The sequence below is a fragment of the Microbacterium sp. ABR10 genome (assembly GCF_057812175.1).
In genome coordinates, this window is record NZ_CM173821.1 from 220,162 (window position 1) to 236,387 (window position 16,226).

9 protein-coding genes are annotated in these 16,226 nt (G+C 70.8%); 6 read left to right on the forward strand and 3 right to left on the reverse strand.

Annotated elements, in window-relative coordinates; translation table 11 throughout:
* Positions 1-6: 6 nt before the first annotated feature.
* Both ACXKZF_RS00935 and ACXKZF_RS00940 read left to right on the forward strand, forming a co-directional pair.
* The gene (locus ACXKZF_RS00935; protein ID WP_488985105.1) at positions 7-1,173 is read left to right on the forward strand and encodes a cupin domain-containing protein; all 1,167 of its coding nucleotides are present in this window, start codon (positions 7-9) and stop codon (positions 1,171-1,173) included.
* Positions 1,065-1,985 (forward strand): nitrilase-related carbon-nitrogen hydrolase, encoded by a 921-nt coding sequence (locus ACXKZF_RS00940; RefSeq protein WP_488985106.1) that lies wholly within the window; start codon positions 1,065-1,067, stop codon positions 1,983-1,985. The genes ACXKZF_RS00935 and ACXKZF_RS00940 overlap by 109 nt, the downstream gene beginning before the upstream one ends.
* 18 nt (positions 1,986-2,003) lie before the next feature.
* Here the strand turns inward: ACXKZF_RS00940 and ACXKZF_RS00945 are convergent, their stop codons facing one another.
* Positions 2,004-2,930 (reverse strand): LysR family transcriptional regulator, encoded by a 927-nt coding sequence (locus tag ACXKZF_RS00945; RefSeq protein ID WP_488985107.1) that lies wholly within the window; start codon positions 2,928-2,930, stop codon positions 2,004-2,006.
* Between the two features lie 78 nt (positions 2,931-3,008).
* On the opposite strand from ACXKZF_RS00945, the gene hisD reads away from it, so the two are divergent.
* Positions 3,009-4,331 carry a histidinol dehydrogenase gene (gene hisD, locus ACXKZF_RS00950; RefSeq protein ID WP_488985108.1) on the forward strand — a complete coding sequence of 441 codons (1,323 nt, stop codon included), beginning with the start codon at positions 3,009-3,011 and terminating at the stop codon, positions 4,329-4,331.
* Positions 4,332-4,411: 80 nt separating this feature from the next.
* Here hisD and ACXKZF_RS00955 read toward each other — a convergent pair whose 3' ends face one another.
* A complete protein-coding gene (locus tag ACXKZF_RS00955) occupies positions 4,412-5,626 on the reverse strand; it encodes an amidohydrolase (protein ID WP_488985109.1) in 1,215 nt (404 codons plus the stop codon).
* A 333-nt stretch (positions 5,627-5,959) separates the two neighbouring features.
* Here ACXKZF_RS00955 and ACXKZF_RS00960 point away from each other — a divergent pair, with 333 nt between their 5' ends.
* Both ACXKZF_RS00960 and ACXKZF_RS00965 read left to right on the forward strand, forming a co-directional pair.
* A complete protein-coding gene (locus ACXKZF_RS00960) occupies positions 5,960-7,153 on the forward strand; it encodes an NAD(P)/FAD-dependent oxidoreductase (protein WP_488985110.1) in 1,194 nt (397 codons plus the stop codon).
* Positions 7,154-7,260: 107 nt separating this feature from the next.
* Positions 7,261-8,355 carry a DUF4190 domain-containing protein gene (locus ACXKZF_RS00965; protein WP_055959868.1) on the forward strand — a complete coding sequence of 365 codons (1,095 nt, stop codon included), beginning with the start codon at positions 7,261-7,263 and terminating at the stop codon, positions 8,353-8,355.
* Between the two features lie 29 nt (positions 8,356-8,384).
* Here the strand turns inward: ACXKZF_RS00965 and ACXKZF_RS00970 are convergent, their stop codons facing one another.
* Complete coding sequence (locus ACXKZF_RS00970) at positions 8,385-10,289, reverse strand: DUF4012 domain-containing protein (protein WP_488985111.1); 1,905 nt, start codon at positions 10,287-10,289, stop codon at positions 8,385-8,387.
* Positions 10,290-10,837: 548 nt separating this feature from the next.
* Here ACXKZF_RS00970 and ACXKZF_RS00975 point away from each other — a divergent pair.
* On the forward strand, positions 10,838-16,213 hold the full coding sequence (locus ACXKZF_RS00975; RefSeq protein WP_488985112.1) for a FlgD immunoglobulin-like domain containing protein: 5,376 nt from the start codon (positions 10,838-10,840) through the stop codon (positions 16,211-16,213).
* The last annotated feature ends 13 nt before the right edge of the window (positions 16,214-16,226 follow it).

Here is a 16,226-nt window from a genome sequence, read left to right on the forward strand (position 1 = left end):
AGAAAAATGAGCACGGACCACCTGAGCCACGACGCCGTCGTCGACGGGGCCGAGATCGAACGGCGCACCATCCGCAAGAGCGACTGGGCGCCGCACAACGCCGCTTTCATCGACTGCCGCACCCCCGGCTCCGACCGGAAGCAGAACTACGCCTTCATCGGCGGAGGGGTCTCGCAGAACGCCGGCCAGGTCATCAACCTGACCGAGGAGCACGGCTTCAACACCGGCGCCGCCGGCATGCCGAACGGGATCTCGAACAACCTGCACCTCCACTTCACCGCCGAGGTCTTCGTCAACCTGGGAGGCGAGTTCCGCCTGCGCTGGGGGATCGACGGCAAGCAGGGCGAGTACGTCAGCACCGACGGAGACATCATCTCGATCCCGACATGGATCTTCCGCGGCTTCACCAACGAGGGTCCCGACGACGGCATCCTGTGGACCGTCCTCGGACGCGATGTGACCGGGGGCATCATCTGGGGGCCATCGGTGCTGAAGGAGGCGGAGTCGTACGGTCTTCACCTCACGGCCGACAACCAGCTGATCGACACGGTCGCCGGTGACGAGCTGCCGACGGACGTCGCGCTGATCAAGCCCATCCAGCAGCGCTACATCGACGGGCTCACACCCTTCACCGTCGGCCAGATGCGCGAGCGCGTGATCCAGCCGGGTGACCGCGTCTACAGTGACAACGCCCTGCTGTGTGCGAGCCTGCCCGGCGGTGCCGCCGAGCTGAGCCTCGCGATCGGTTACGGCATGACCGAGGACCGTCGTCAGGTCCCCCGCATCCACGAGCCGCACTCGTTCAACATGGCGTGGGTGCGCGCCGCGGCCGACGAGGGACTGCTCCGTCACCGACACGACAAGAACCAGGCGGTGCTGGTCAAGAGCGGCCGGTGGGCGGTCACCCTGAACGGCGACCCTTCCACCACGGTCGAACTCGACCCGTCGGACTCGTTCTCGGTGCCGGCCGGCGCGTGGCGCGCGTTCCGCTGCATCGACGGCGGAGAGGCGGGCGCAGGCGAGCTGCTCGTCATCAACTCCGGCGACGACCGCGTCTATCTGGAGTGGGCGCCCGAGGTCGTCGACGCCGCCCGCGACGCCGACTGGATGCTCGACCCCAACGGCTACCTCGCTCCCGTGGGCGTGATGGTGACGGCGACGGAGGACGACTGATCGGCGAGCGGGAGCTCACGGTCGCCGCGACCTCCCCCCGCATCGCCGTCGGGGAGGTCGCGGCGAACATCGATGCGCTGCGGGCCGCGGTCGCCGAAGCCGTGGCCGCCGGGGCGCAGCTCGTCGTGACGCCCGAGCTCGCCACCAGCGGTTATGTCTTCGCCGACGAGGCGGAGGCCCGCGGAGCGGCGCTCCGGCGCGACGATCCGCGGTGGGGGGCGATCAGCGCCGATCTTCCGGAGGGGGTCGTCGCCGTCATCGGTTATGCGGAGGACGCGGGGGATCGCGTCTACAACAGCGCCGCGGTGCTCTCGCGCTCCGCCCGCCTCGGTGACTACCGCAAGTCGCACCTGTGGGGCGAGGAGGCCCGCTTCTTCGCGCCCGGTGATGCGGCCGGGGCGATCTTCGACACCCCCGTGGGTCGCCTGGGAGTCGCGGTCTGCTACGACAACGAGTTCCCCGAGGTGCCCCGCCGTCTCGCGCTCGCCGGCGCTGAGGTGCTGGCCCTGCCCGTCAACTGGCCGCTCGTGGACCGACCGGCCGGGGAGCGGGCACCGGAGACGATCCAGGCGATGGCCGCGGCCCGGTCGTCCCGCCTCGCCACGGTGATCGCCGACCGTCACGGATCCGAGCGCGGCGTCGCGTGGACCGGGGGCACGGCGATCATCGACGACGACGGGTGGGTCGCCGCTGCGGCCCCCGAGGGGACGGGTCTGGTCGTGGCGACACTTCGGCTGCGGCACCCTCGCGACAAGTCCCTTCCCCCGTACAACGATCTGTTCGGCGACCGTCGTCCCGACCTCTATACCTGACCCTCCGGGGTGCGTGGCTCATTGGGGGGCGACGCGTCCCGGATGCCGGGTCATCCGCGCTCGCAGCATCTGCTGCGCCATGTCGGCCAGGCGCCGCGCCGCGGGGGAGAGGTCGGCGCCCTCCCGGCGGGCGAGGGCGATCGTGTCGTACAGCGGTTCCGCGAACGGGACGACCTTGATCTGCGCCGGGAAGGTCGGCGACTCGGCGATCGACCGCGACACGATCGTGTCCGCGGTTCCGGATGCCACCAGGCCCAGCGCCGTCTCGACGTTCTCGACCTCGATCGCCGGTTCGACGGAGTGCCCCTGCGCGCGCGCCCTCTCGCGCAGTTGGCGGCGCGTGGGGTCGTCCCAGCCCGCGTAAGCGTCGTAGAGCACGAGCTTCGCCCCCGCGACCTCGGCGAGATCGACGGGCGCCGTCGGGGCGTCGGCGCGCGCGGACGCGAAGACCACCTCGTCGCGGAAGAGGGGAGTGATCGACAGGCCGGTCTCGTCTACGGGCAGGACGAGCAGTCCGGCCTCGACCTCTCCCGCGGCGATCGAGCGGGCGACGAGGGCGGAGTTGATTCCGACGAGACGCACGCGCACACCGGGATGCCGTTCGTGGAAGCGCTGCAGCAGCTCCGAAAGGTCGTAGTAGGCGGCGTTGCGCAGCACCCCGAACGTGCAGGTGCCGGCTTCCAGCGCGGTGAGCGCGCGCATGGTCTCGATGCCGTTGTGGATCGCGGCCACCGCTCGCTCGGCGTGCGCGCGCAGCGCGACAGCCGACTCGGTCGCCACGAGACGGCGGCCCCCGCGCTGGAAGAGCGCGACCCCGAGCTCGCGCTCCAGGCGCGCCACCAACTCCGAGACGGATGCCTGCGTCGAATCGAGGTCGACGGCCGCGGCGGTGAACGACCCCTTCTCGAGCGCGGCCAGGAAGGCACGAAGCTGGGTGATCGTCACGAGTCAATGGTAAACCCTGTGGTTTCCATCGTATCCATCGTTCTTGTGGGGTGTGTCGCGATCTTCTAGCGTTCCGGTATGCAGTTCACGCCCGCGCTCCTCGAGCGCCTCGACGGTTCCTTCCACCACCTCAAGACCCCGCTGGTCGACGCCCCCGCCGCCCAGCGCGATCCGGCCGTCATCGAGACGGTGTCGAAGATGCTCGGCGACATCCAACGTCGCGGTCTCGACGCGGTGCTCGACTACGCACGCTCCCTCGACCGGTACGCGGGCGGAGACATCGAGTTGACGAGCGCGCAGATCGCCTCGAGCGGCGACCGGCTCGCCCCCGACCTCCGCGCCGCGATCGAGCTGGGGTCGGAGCGGACGAAGGCTTTCGCCGCCGAGCAGCGGGGCCGCCTCCACGACTTCGAGACCGAGCTCGTTCCCGGCCTGACGACGGGGGTGCGCTACGTGCCCGTCTCCCGCGTCGGCGCCTACCTTCCCGCGGGACGCTTCCCCCTGACCGCCAGTGCGTTCATGACGGTCGGGGTCGCGAAGGCTGCGGGCGTGCCCACCGTCATCGCCTGCACGCCGCCGCAGCCCGACGGGGGCGCGAACGACGCCGTCGTCTACGCGGCGCATCTGTCGGGTGTCGACCGCGTGTTCGTCCTCGGCGGTGTACAGGCGCTCGCGGCGATGGCCTACGGACTGTTGGGCGACCTGCCGGTCGACATGCTCGTGGGTGCGGGCAACGCCTTCGTGGCCGAGGCCAAGCGCCAGCTCTTCGGGACGGTCGCCATCGACCTCCTCGCCGGCCCGTCCGAGGTGGCCGTCCTCTCGGACGACAGCGCCGACCCCGAGATCGTGGCGGCCGATCTGCTCGGTCAGGCCGAGCACGGCCCGAACTCGCCCGCAGCACTCGTGACCACGTCGGACGAACACGGTCGGGCTGTCATGTCGGCGGTCGAACGCCAGCTCGAAACGCTCGCCACGGAGCCGATCGCCGGGCCAGCGTGGCGCGACTACGGCACGGTGACGGTCGCTGCCGACCGCGATGTCGCCGTGGCCCTCATGGACGACCTGGCCCCTGAGCACCTCGAGGTCATCACCACCGATGACGGCTGGTACCACGACAACCTGCGCAATTACGGCTCCCTCTTCCTCGGCACCTGGAGCACGGTGGCCTACTCCGACAAGGGCATGGCGGGCACGAACCACGTGCTCCCCACCGCGGGAGGAGCCAAGCACAGCGCGGGCCTGTCGGTGTCGCGCTTCGTGAAGCCGCTCACCTACCAGCGCATCAGCCGCGCGGCGACGCCATTCCTCGCGGAGGCCGTGCAGACGATCTCCGACTCCGAGGGCATGGCGGCCCACAGCGCAACCGCGACGATGCGCCTGGCGACGTACGCGCAGGACTGAGGCTCGCGCGCCGTCCGGGCGCCGCTGACGCGTCCGCGGCGCCCCGCGGGGCTCGGTGCGTCAGCTGTGCGCGGCCGAGATCAGCCGAGGAACTCCCGCGCGGCCACGACGAGGTTCTCGACCCCGCGGTCGATGGTCGGCTGCATGACGGGTGCGAAGAACGGCGAGTGGTTCGTCGGGATGTCGCGCTCCATCGTGCCGCCGGCCATGGCATCCGCGAACGCCTGGGGGTCGACACCGCCCCAGAACCAGAACACCAGCGGAGCGCCCGACTCCCGCGCGAACCACGACACGTCCTCGCTGCCGGTGAACATGCCGGGATCGACGACCGAGGCATCGCCGAACGAGCGTCGGAACGCCGTGGTCAGGCGAGCCGTGGCATCCGCGTCGTTGATGGTCGGCGGCAGGGTGTGATCGGTGCTGATCGTGGGCTCCTGCTCGGCTCCGGATGCCGCAGCCTCGGCCCGGATGATGCGCTCGACCTTCGTCATCACGCGCTGGCGAGCGGCGTCGTCGGGGTAGCGCAGGCTGAGCTCGAGCTTCGCCTCGGCCGGGATGATGTTGTTCTTCAGCCCCGCGTGGATCGAGCCGACGGTGACCACGGCGACGTCGCGCGGGTCGACTTCACGTGACACGACCGTCTGCAGGCGCATGACGGTCGCCGCAGCCATGACCACCGGGTCGATCGTCGAGTGCGGGCGCGAGCCGTGGCCGCCCCGGCCGTGCAGGACGACGGTGAGCCCGTCGGATGCCGCCATCTGCGTGCCCGGCCGAACGCCGATGACGCCGGCGGGCAGCGGCGTGACGTGCTGGCCGAGCACGATGTCGGGCGTCGGGTAGCGATCGAGCACGCCGTCGGCGATCATCGCCTGCGAGCCCGCTCCGTACTCTTCGGCGGGCTGGAACACCGCCACGATCGTGCCCGACCACTCTTCACGGGTCGCGACGAGGCGCTCGAGCGCGCCGATGAGGGCGGTCACGTGCATGTCGTGACCGCACGCGTGCATCACGGGCACCGCGTTTCCGGCGGGATCCGTGCCGCGGGCGGTACTGGCGTAGGCGAGGCCGGTCTGCTCTTCGACCGGGAGGCCGTCCATGTCTGCGCGCAGCCACACGACGGGACCCTCGCCGTTGTCGATGCGCGTGACCACGCCCGTACGGCCCACGCCCTCTTCGACCTCGAGTCCCAACTCGCTCAGATGCCGCGCGATGACGCCGGCCGTGCGCGTCTCCTGGAACGACAGTTCCGGGTGGGCGTGCAGGTCGGCGTACAGGCTTTCGAGGTCGACGCTCATGGGTCGAGCCTACCCAGCCCCGTCGACACGCGGCCGGCGCCGACCCCGCCCGTTGAGCGTCCAGGACACGCCGGGTGCGCGGTGCGGGGGCGGCGTGTCTTGGACACTCAACCCGGCCCTGCCCCGCCCCGCCCCGGGCGGTCTCCCGCCCGGGGCGCGGGGTGCCTGCGCCGCGCGGGATCCCCTGACGGGTGAGTGTCCAGGACATGCCGGGTGCGTGGTGCGGGGGCGGCGTGTCGTGGACACTGGGCTGGGTTTTGCGGGGGGCTACCGGATGCCGCGCAGCCTTGCAAGCCGTCCGATCCGGCCAGGTGCGGCGGCGAGGCTGGCCGCATGACCACGACACACTTCGACTACCTGATCGTCGGCGGCGGAATGGTCGCCGACACTGCCGCCCGCGGCATCCGCGAGATCGACGCCGACGGGACGATCGGCATCCTGAGCGACGACGTCGACGAGCCCTACACGCGCCCCGCCCTCAGCAAGAAGCTGTGGACGGACGACGAGTTCACCTGGGAGAAGGTGCCGCTCGGCACGGCCGGCGACACCGGCGCCGACATCCGGTTGCGCACCCGCGCGACGGCGATCCGCCCCGACGCGCACGAAGTGGATGCCGCGGGCGAGACGTTCTCGTACGCGAAGCTCCTCATCGCCACCGGGGGCACGCCCGTCGCCCTCCCCATCGACGACCGGTCTAACGGCGAGCGCGCCCTGACCTTCCGCACCGCCGAGGACTACCGGCGCCTGCGCGGGCTCGCCGGAGAGGTCGAACGCATCGCCGTCGTCGGCGGCGGGTACATCGGCTCCGAGCTCGCCGCCGCCCTCGTGCAGAACGGCGTCGACACCGTCCTCATCCACACCGGTGCCGTCCTCGGCGACGCCGTCTTCCCCGCCGCCCTCGCCGAGCGCTTCGAGAAGCTCTTCCGCGACGCGGGCGTCGAGATCGTCGCCGGTTCCCGCGTCTCAGGCGGAGAGGCGGATGCCGACGGCGCCCGCCTCGAACTCGAGAACGGCGACGAGGTGCGCGTGGATGCCGTCGTGAGCGGTCTCGGCATCGACGTGGCCACCGAGCTGGCGGAGGACGCCGGACTCCGTGTCGACGACGGCGTGCACGTCGACGCTCAGTTGAGGACCTCCGTCGACGACGTGTACGCCGCGGGGGATGTCGCCAGCTACCCCGACCGCCTCCTCGGGCGCCGTCGCGTCGAGCACGTCGACAACGCCAACGAGCAGGGTGCGGCCGCCGGCCGCAACCTCGCGGGGGCCGCCGAACCGTACACGCATACGCCCTACTACTACTCGGCGGTCTTCGGCATCCGTTACGAAGCCGTCGGAACGCTCGACTCGTCGCTCGAGACCGTCGAAGACTGGATCGACGGCGAGCGCGGCGTCGTGTTCTACCTCGACGACGGTCGCGTGGTGGGCGTGCTGCTGTGGAACGTCGAAGACGCCCGGGATGCCGCGCGGGAGGTGCTCGCCGCGGCCGACACCCTGACGCGCGACGACCTGGTCGGCCGTATCCGCTGAGCCCGACGGCGTCGTCGCGACCCGCGGGCTAACCTGGACCGACGCTGCGAGCCCGCGGCGGATGAGCAAGCGCCGCGAGCCCGCGGCGAGTGACCTCAGGAGCACCCATGGCGGCCGCCGAACTGCGACTCTCCCTCCCCGCGGATCCGGCGCGCGATGCCGTGGCCGCGGCCCTCACCGACCAGGGCTTCGACGTCGCCGCCTCCTCCGACGCGCTGGTCGCGTCGCGGATCGCGACGGACGACGGCGACGTCGTCCCCGACCGGTTCGACGTGCGCCTGTCGGAGGTGCCGGAGGGGACGCTCGCGGTCTTCGCGCCCTCGGACGACGGCGCCGACCTCGCCGTGCCCACCGGCGGCACGGCGGCGGGTGAGGCCGCGCGGCTCGTCGGGGCGCGCTTGGCGCAGCAGGGTGTGCTCGCCATCGCCGCACCCGCCGCCGGTACGCTCGCGCAGATCCCGGCCGCACCGCTGTCGGCGGGGGCTCCCGACGTGGTGGGGTACCCCGGCGGTCCGGCCGCCGACGCGTCGTCCGCTGCCGGCACGGCCGGGGCGAGCCGCACGAATGTCGTCGCCATCGTCGCCCTGGTGCTGGGCTTCGTGGTCCCGGTCGCCGGCATCGTGACCGGTGCCGTCGCGCTGGCGCAGATCAAACGCACCGGTGAGAAGGGCCGCGGCCTCGCCCTCGGCGGCATCGTGGCGGGAAGCGTACTGACCCTCTTCATCTCGACCGTCGTCATCGGAACCCTCGTGTTCTCGGCGTTGACGGTCGCGGGTGGCTCCGTCGACCCGTACGCGCCCCCCGAGGAGGGAGGAGTGACCGTCGCGCCCGACGAGCAGGCGCCGTTCGATCCGTCCGCGCTCGTCGTCGGTTCCTGCCTCGACGATCTCCCGGGCGGGTTCGTCGCGGCCGACAACGTCGTGGACTGCGCCCAGCCGCACTCGTACGAGGCCTTCGGCGGGTTCGACGTGGCCGACGGCGCCTACCCGGGCGACGCGGCGATCGAGACGGCGGCTCTGCAGGGCTGCGAGGCGGCGTACGGCGGGTACGTGGGGGTGTCGTACCAGGAGTCCCGGCTCGATTACTACTTCGTAGGGCCGACGGAGCAGACCTGGGCGGTGGGAGATCGCGAGATCTTCTGCCTGCTCTTCGACCCGAACGCCGAGCAGACGGTGGGATCCCTGGCCGGTTCGGGCCTCTGAGGCACCCGTCGCCGACGCGCGATGGTCGCTCAGCCGGGAACCGCCGCGTCCGGGCTGAACAGCTCGTCGCACGATCCGTCGATCGTGACGGTCGTGGGCGAGGTGAGGGGGGTGTGGCGCAGGTCGAGCGGCCCCGGGGCGCCGTCGGGAAGACGGATGGTCGACGAGACCGTGCGCGACTCGCCCTGAGGTATCACGACGAGCCGGCTCAGAGCACTGTTGCCGCTCTGGCTACCCGCCCGATCGAACTCGGCGACATCGCCGACGGTCGGGTCGGTCGAGACGATCTGGGCTCCGGGAGGGGCGAAGAAGAGGACGTCGATCATCATGGCGGTGCGCGGGTATCCGAACCGCGGGTTGCGCGCTCCGAGCGTGTACGTGCTCTGAATGGTCGACGGGATCTCGTTCGCGAGCGTGGTGGTGGTCGTGACGGTGCGCGCCGCAGCGTCGCACGAGGCAGCGACCGCCTGACGGAGGTGGTACTCGAGTTTGCCGACGGAGTAGTCGTTCAGGTACGTGCCCAGCTGCGTCGATTCGACGGTGTCCGTTCGTAGTGAGCCGTCCAGGCCGAACTCCTCGGCGAGGGCCTGCGCCCCCTCGTCGCGGAAGTTCATCAGCAGCCTCTGCTCGGTCGCGGAGAGCTCCAGGGCACCGAGCATCTGGGTGGGGTCCCACCGGGACGTCGTGAGGTACTGGAAGAACCCTTGCGAGATCGCCGTGAAGAACGCGTCTGATTCCTCGCCGGTGGGGAATCGCTCGTACGCGTCGCTGAGCAGCACCTGCACGGCGTTGTCCGCGGTGAGTTCGAGGTCGTCGTACGCGACCGGTCCGGTCACTGCGAGCATGTGCGACAACACCACCGGATCGATGGAGATCACCCCGTCGAACTCCTCGCCGCTGGTCTGGCGCCAGAGGTCTTGGAACAGACGCACCGTGGTGGGGAAATCCGGGGTCATGGTGAAGTCCTGCGAGTACAGCGCGAACGTCGACGGGTACAGCGCCAGCGTCTCGGGCGGGAGATCAGCGAACTGCCGCCCGGCGTCGCCGGCCGCATCGAACGTGAGCGAACTCGCGCGGTCGAGGATCTCGACCCGACCCTGGTCGGCGCGGACGACGAGGCTGGCAGCCGGATTGCCCCCGGTGGCGCGCACCTCCGCATTGTTCTGGAAGAGCACCAGATACGTCTTGGGCGATTGACCGCCCGCGACGTCGAGAAGTGTCGGCAGGTATTTCTGCGCGACCTCGAGAAGGTCGGTCGCATCGTCCATGAATGCGCGCACTTCGGAAACGGAGTCGGCGACGGGTGGCAGCAGGTCGGAGACGTCGATGGCGTCGGTCTGCCCGCGCGCGTCGGCGAACGCCGCTGCCACGAGCGGAATGGAGGACTGCGATTCCCGGAACGGCTGCAGGTCGACGCCGCCGTCGGCGAGCGCGATCTTGTCGATGCTGAGCTCCGACAGGATCACGGACCCCGGGGGGAGGGCGTCGGTCGCGAGGGTCTGCACCGCAGCGGTCAGATCGGTGATCGCCCTCAGATTCGCTCCCACCGCAGGGATCACCGACCCGGCCTCCCACAGGGGACCCCGCACCGTCTCGCTGGCCCTCGACACGCGCTCCGACGCCTCGGCAGCCGCGGATTGCAGCGCGTCGGCGTCGCCGGTCACCATGGCGGACTGCAAGGAGGCGATCAGCTCGTGGGCCGAGCGGAGGTCGTCGCGGACGCTCGCGGCCTGCGCCGTGAGCATCACGACAAGGATGCCCATGACGGCGACAGCGGCCCCGACGATCATCGCCGCGATGCGGGTGGGTCTGCGGTACCACGGGCGTCGCGCGGTGGCCGCCTCGGCTTCGGCCCGGCTGCGCAGCGCGCGTCGCGAATCTTCCCCCGCCGCCGGGCGGGGTGGTGATTCATTCCTGCGCGCGCGGCGGGTCATGTCGATGATTCTAAGGTCGCCGCCGTCAGCGCATTTGTCGGCGTGAATGCATCAATGCATATTCATGCGATGAACGGATACGCCGTGACAATGCACGAGCAACCGGCTCCCCGCATCGTCCGTCACGACATCCGACGAATGAGAATCCCCGCCCGGATGCCGCGACTGCGGCGCGATCGACGGCACGGGGCCCGCGCGGCGCCGGCACCGCGCGACTCGCCCGGGTCATTCCCTCGTGTGTGGGCACGACGCTCGCGACGGCTCTGAGGCGGGATTCGGGCCGCTCGAGCGGCAGGATCGCGTGCAAAGCGACGCGACGGTTCATTCGAATGGGCAGCAAACGGGGGCCGCCATCCCCTATTTATGTGGTCGAACCGCGCGATCGGCCGAAAATGGTAACGCAAACATCGGGCGGTGTCTTCACCCTATGAATGGCTTGTCCACGCGCTTGTCAGCCAATATTTTGTGCCCTACACGGGGATGAAACCGGGGTGTGGCGAATGGAGCTGGACATGAGGCGACCGTGGTGGAAGAGCATTCGTGGAGTCTTGTCGCGCCCCACAGTGACGCGGCAGGACAACGACGGCGACGGCGGGGGAGCCCGCCACGCGACGGAGCCGTCCCGACACGGGTACGTGCCGTCGGTGTCGACGGCGGTCGTCGCGCTGCTGGTCCTCACCGGCACGGTCAGTGTTCCGGCGGCCGCGGCCGCGACCGGATCGGCTGACGACTCCACCGTGTCCGTCGACACCTTCGAAGACGCCGCGCCCCGTGTCTCGACGATCACGGGATCGGCCACTCCGTCTCGATCGACCGACGCGACCGAGGGCGAGGCGGCACTCGCCGTCGCCTACGACGTCACCGACGGCATGAGCGAGGTGGCCTACCCGGCGGCCTCGGCGCCGGTCCTTCCTGCTTCCACGACCGCCCTCACCCTCGATATGAAGGGCGACGGCACGTACAACACCGTCTACCTGCGTGTGCGAGACGCGAGCGGAGAGACGTTCGTCCACCGCGTCGACGCGATGCGCGACTCGGTGTTCCAGACCCTCACCGTCGATCTCACCGGTACCCCCGTCGCGCGCGAGGGCGGCAACGCCGACGGCGTGCTGGACGCACCGCTGGCGGTGGCCGGGATGCTCGTGGTGCGAAACGGCGCGCAGCCGCCGACGGGCACGTTCGTGCTCGACGACCTACGCGCCGTCACGACCGGGTGGGGTCTGCCCGTGGCATCCCCCTCGTTCTTCGACCCGCGCGCGGGTGCGGCCGCCGAGGTGTCGTTCGACGCGGCGGGGCCCGGCGACTGGGAGCTGCGCCTCATCGACGAGGGCGGGTTGACGCGGACCCTCGCCGGTACCACGGACGGTGCCGGTACGGTGCGATCGGCCTGGGACGGACACGACGACGTCGGCCAGACGATGACCGGCCAGGTGCGCGGGGTCTTCCGCCACGCGGCCTCCGTGGGGGGAGTGCCGGGCGCCGCGCTCACGGTGGGTGTCTCGACCTTGCTGACGGTGGCCGAGGCCGACGACGACGGCTCGACCTCGCTGATCGAGGGCTTCGAGTCCGGTGGCGACGGCTGGAGCGTGTCGACCGGATCCGCGAGCGTCGACCGCGCCGGGGTCGCGGCATCCGGCGACGTGCGTCGGACGCAGGGCGAGGACGCACTGAGCATCGCCTACGACCTCGGTCAGGGCATGGTGAGCGTCGTGCGCAGCGCGCCCCTCGACGTCTCGGACTCCCCGGTGCTCGCACTGAAGGTCGACATGCGCGGCGACAGCACCTACAACACCGTGTACGTGCGGGTCGCAGACGCCACCGGCGAGGCCTTCACCTACCGCGTCGATGCGATGCGTGATGCGGTGTGGCGGACGGTGGCGGTGGATCTGACCCAGGAGCCGGCGCTGGTCGAGGGGGGCAACGGCGACCGGGTTCCCGACATGCCCCTCACCCTCGCCGGCTTCTTCGTCGTGCGGAACGGCGAGCAGCCGGCGACCGGCTCGCTGTTGCTGGACAACCTGCGCGTGGTCCGCAGCGGCTGGAGCATGCCGCGATCGGACGTGGACTTCCTCTCTCCCGAGGCAGGGCAGACGGCCACCCTCGACTTCGACGCCGCGTCGGCCGGCAACTGGCTCGTCGAGCTCCGCGACCAGGCGGGACGCGAGCGACGCATCCCCGGCCGGGCCGACGGACCCGGCGACATCGCGGTGGCCTGGGACGGCAAGGCGGGCGACGGCGTCGAGATGGAGGGACCGATCCGCAGCACGCTGCAGCACGACTCCTCCCCGGACATGGAGTGGTCGGCGACGCCGGCGCGAGCGGGCACGCCCACCCTGCTGACCGTCGCCGCGGCCCCGACCGCGACGGCGCAGAACTCCGAGGACTTCGAGGCGGCCGCGTCGACCTGGCGCGTCGCCATGGGGACGGCATCCGTCTCGCGGGTGAGCTCGCCCAAGACCCAGGGCGCCTTCGCCCAGAAGATCGACTACGACCTGTCGTCCGGCCTCGTCGAGACCGTGCGCACCTCCCCGGCGACCGTCGTCGCCCAGCCCGCAACGGGCCTGCGCGTCGATATGCGCGGAGACGGCTCCTACAACACGGTCTACGTGCGGGTCCGGGATGCCGCCGACGAGGTGTTCACCTACCGCCTCGACGCCATGCGCACGACGGCGTGGACCACCATCGACGTCGACCTGACCGCTCCGGCGGCCCTGATCGAGGGCGGCAACGGCGACAAGGTGCTCGACCTGCCGGTGCAGCTGTCGGGGTTCATCGTCGTGCGCAACGGAAATCAGCCGGCCACCGGCTCGGTCGTGCTCGACAACCTGCGGACGCTGTCGACGGGGTGGACCCTGCCGCAGGCGGCGACGTCGTTCTACACGCCGACCTCGCCCGCCACCTCGCTGTCGTTCTCGGCCGCGGGTCGAGGCAACTGGAGCATCCTGTTGACCGATCAGGAGGGTCGCACCAAGACCCTGGCGGGCTCCGCGCAGGCCGCCGGCACCGTCTCGGTGGCCTGGGACGGAACCGATGACGCCGGCACCCCCATGAGCGGAGACGTGCGTGCCCTGTTCGCGCACGACGACGCCGCACCGGCTTCGACGGTGGCGTCCACGGCGTCGCGCAGCGGCATCCCGCTGCTCCTCACTCTCGCCCACAGCGATACCGACGCCACCCTCGCCGACGGCTTCGACTCCGCCGGTGACGAGTGGATCTCGGCCGGCGGCACCGTCACCCCGAGCACCTCGACGCAGGCGACGCAGGGCTCGGGCGCCCTCGGGATCGCGTACGACGTGTCGTCGGCGGATGCCGAGATCGAGACGAAGGCCACACCGGAGGCTCTGCTGACCTCGCCGGCCTCGAAGTTGAAGGTCGATCTGCTGGGTGACGGCAGCTGGAACACCGTGTACCTGAAGTTGCGCGATGCGACCGGGGAGATGTTCTTCTACCGCGTCGCGGCGATGGGTCTCTCGCGCTGGACGACCGCCACGATCGATCTCGGCGAACCGGCGGCGACGACCCATCTCGGTAACGACGACGGCATCCTGGACTATCCGGTGGCCCTGGCGCGGGTCATCGTGGTGCGAAACGGATCGGCCGCGCCGGCCACCGGAACGGCGGTGCTGGACAACCTGCGGGTGGTCGATCAGAACTGGACACTGCCCATCTCCAGCGCGGCGCGGTTCTCGCGCGCCAACGCCGGGAGCACGACGGTCTCGTTCACCGCCGGCACCCCCGGCGACTACGCCCTCACGCTGCACGACAACAGCGGCCGCACCCGCACCGTCGCGGGCACCGCGGCGGCACCGGGGGCGGTGAAGGTGACCTGGGACGGTACGGATGACGCCGGTGCCGGCATGACGGGAAGCGTCTCCGGTCGCCTCGCGTGGGACACCACCCCCGACGGGACGCTCACGTCCGCGGCGCAGGCGGCCCAGCCCTATCTCACGGGGATCACGGCCCGGCCGACGGTGGCGTCCCCGTCGTCGATCAGCGGCATCAACAGCTTCCTCACCGAGCAGGACGCCCCGGCCGAGGCCGATCGTCAGGCGGCGCTGCTCGAGGACGCCTCGGTGCGCTGGGCGCGGGAGGAGTTCGAGTGGAAACGGGTGGAGCCGCGCCAGGGGTACTACGACTGGGCCAAGTTCGACCAGGCGGTGGCGATCAGCCGGGCGCGCAACGTCGACATGATCGGCAAGCTCGTCTACTCCGCGCCCTGGGCATCCTCGGCACCGGCGGGCACCCCGGCGGCGGACGCGCAGTACTACCCGCCCGCTGACAACGCCGACTTCGCCGCGTATGCGGCGGCGACGGTGGCCCGTTACAAGGACCGCGTGCGCGTCTGGGAGGTGTGGAACGAGCCGAACACCGAGTACTACTGGCGCGGCGGCGCCACCGCGCAGCAGTACGGCGCGCTGCTGAAAGCGGCGTACGACGCGATCAAAGCGGTGGACCCGACCGCGACCGTGCTCGTCGGAGGCCTCGACCAGTTCAATGACCCGTTCATGCAGGGGGTGCACGCCGCGGGAGCAGGGAACTCCTACGACGCGCTCGCGATCCACGTGTACACCGTCGACGGGGCGCCCGAGACGGGGGCGATCCCGACCTACCTCGACGCGGCGCAGGCGTTCCTGAACCGCAACGCGCCCGGCCGCGGGCTGTGGATCACCGAGGTGAGCTGGTCGACGTGCACCCAGTGCGCCGGAGCCACGAGCGAGGCCGATCAGGCGGCCTACCTGAAGCGGATCTACCTGGACGCCGCCGCCCGCGGCATCCGGGGGATCGCCTGGTACAACCTCGTCGGCGGGGACGACCCCGAGTCCTTCCTCGACACGTACGCGATCACCGAGAAGTCAGGTCGGTTGAAGCCGGCGTACACCGCTCTGAAGGAGGTCGGTGCCGTGCTGGCCGACGGTGCGGCGGTCGGTCGCGCCGGCGTGAGCGCGACGAGCGCTCCGACGCGCGTGGACGACATGGCATCCGCCAACGGATACGCCGCCTCCGGGATCAGCGGGGGCACGGCGACCCTGCGCACCACGTCGACCGTCTACGCCGGAAGCGGCGCCCTGCAGCTGGCGTACGACTTCTCGGGCACCTCGCGGGGAGCTCAGATCCAGACCGACAAGACACTCTCGGGCCAGCCGACGGCCGTCTCGGTGTGGGTGAGCGGGGACAACAGCGCCAGCCCCGTGTATCTGAAGATCAAGGATGCCACCGGCGAGACCTTCCAGGGACTCGTGGGCAACGCCGTGGGCTCCGCCTGGACGAAGATGACCCTGTTCTCCGACGGGATGAACGCCAACTACACCCGCTCGGGCGGCGACGGCGACGGCGTCTGGGATTACCCCATCAAGGTCACCGACATCTTCGTCTACAAGAGCACCTCGGGGGTGACGGCCGGGAACATCTCGTTCGACGACCTCACCGCCGATTCGGGTGTCAACCTGCACGGCACGGTTCTGCAGACCTCGGCGGGCACGGTTCAGGCGCTGTACACGGCGAAGGCCTCGACGGTGTCGGTGCCCGTGTCGGGCGGGTCGGCGGCGATCTGGACGCAGGACGGCCTGGCCCCGGTGCCGGTGGCGAACGGCCGCGCGACGGTGGCCCTGACCGGGGTGCCGACCTTCCTCACCTCCTCGCCCGCGGTGACGCCCACCACCACGACGCGCGGGAGCACGGTGACGGTGGGCTGGATCGCGGGGGAGGCGAGCGTGACGACGGTCAACGTCCTGAACTCCTCGGGCGCCGTGGTGCGGTCGTTGGCATCCGGCAAGCGGTTCGGCGCCGGCGCCCAGACGCTGCAGTGGAACGGACGCACCTCCAGCAACTCCGTCGCCCCCGCCGGCTCCTATACGGTGCGCCTGATCTTCACCACGGCCGACGGACGCTCGAGGATCGTGAACATGCCCCTCACCCTCACCTGAGCGAGGCGTCGAA

What these genes read in the sequence shown, in the direction of transcription:
- ACXKZF_RS00935 (WP_488985105.1), top strand. Translation starts at nt 7, where the DNA reads ATGAGCACGGACCACCTGAGCCACGACGCCGTCGTCGACGGGGCCGAG.
- hisD (WP_488985108.1), top strand. Translation starts at nt 3,009, where the DNA reads ATGCAGTTCACGCCCGCGCTCCTCGAGCGCCTCGACGGTTCCTTCCAC.
- ACXKZF_RS00955 (WP_488985109.1), bottom strand. Translation starts at nt 5,626, where the DNA reads ATGAGCGTCGACCTCGAAAGCCTGTACGCCGACCTGCACGCCCACCCG.
- ACXKZF_RS00960 (WP_488985110.1), top strand. Translation starts at nt 5,960, where the DNA reads ATGACCACGACACACTTCGACTACCTGATCGTCGGCGGCGGAATGGTC.
- ACXKZF_RS00965 (WP_055959868.1), top strand. Translation starts at nt 7,261, where the DNA reads ATGGCGGCCGCCGAACTGCGACTCTCCCTCCCCGCGGATCCGGCGCGC.
- ACXKZF_RS00970 (WP_488985111.1), bottom strand. Translation starts at nt 10,289, where the DNA reads ATGACCCGCCGCGCGCGCAGGAATGAATCACCACCCCGCCCGGCGGCG.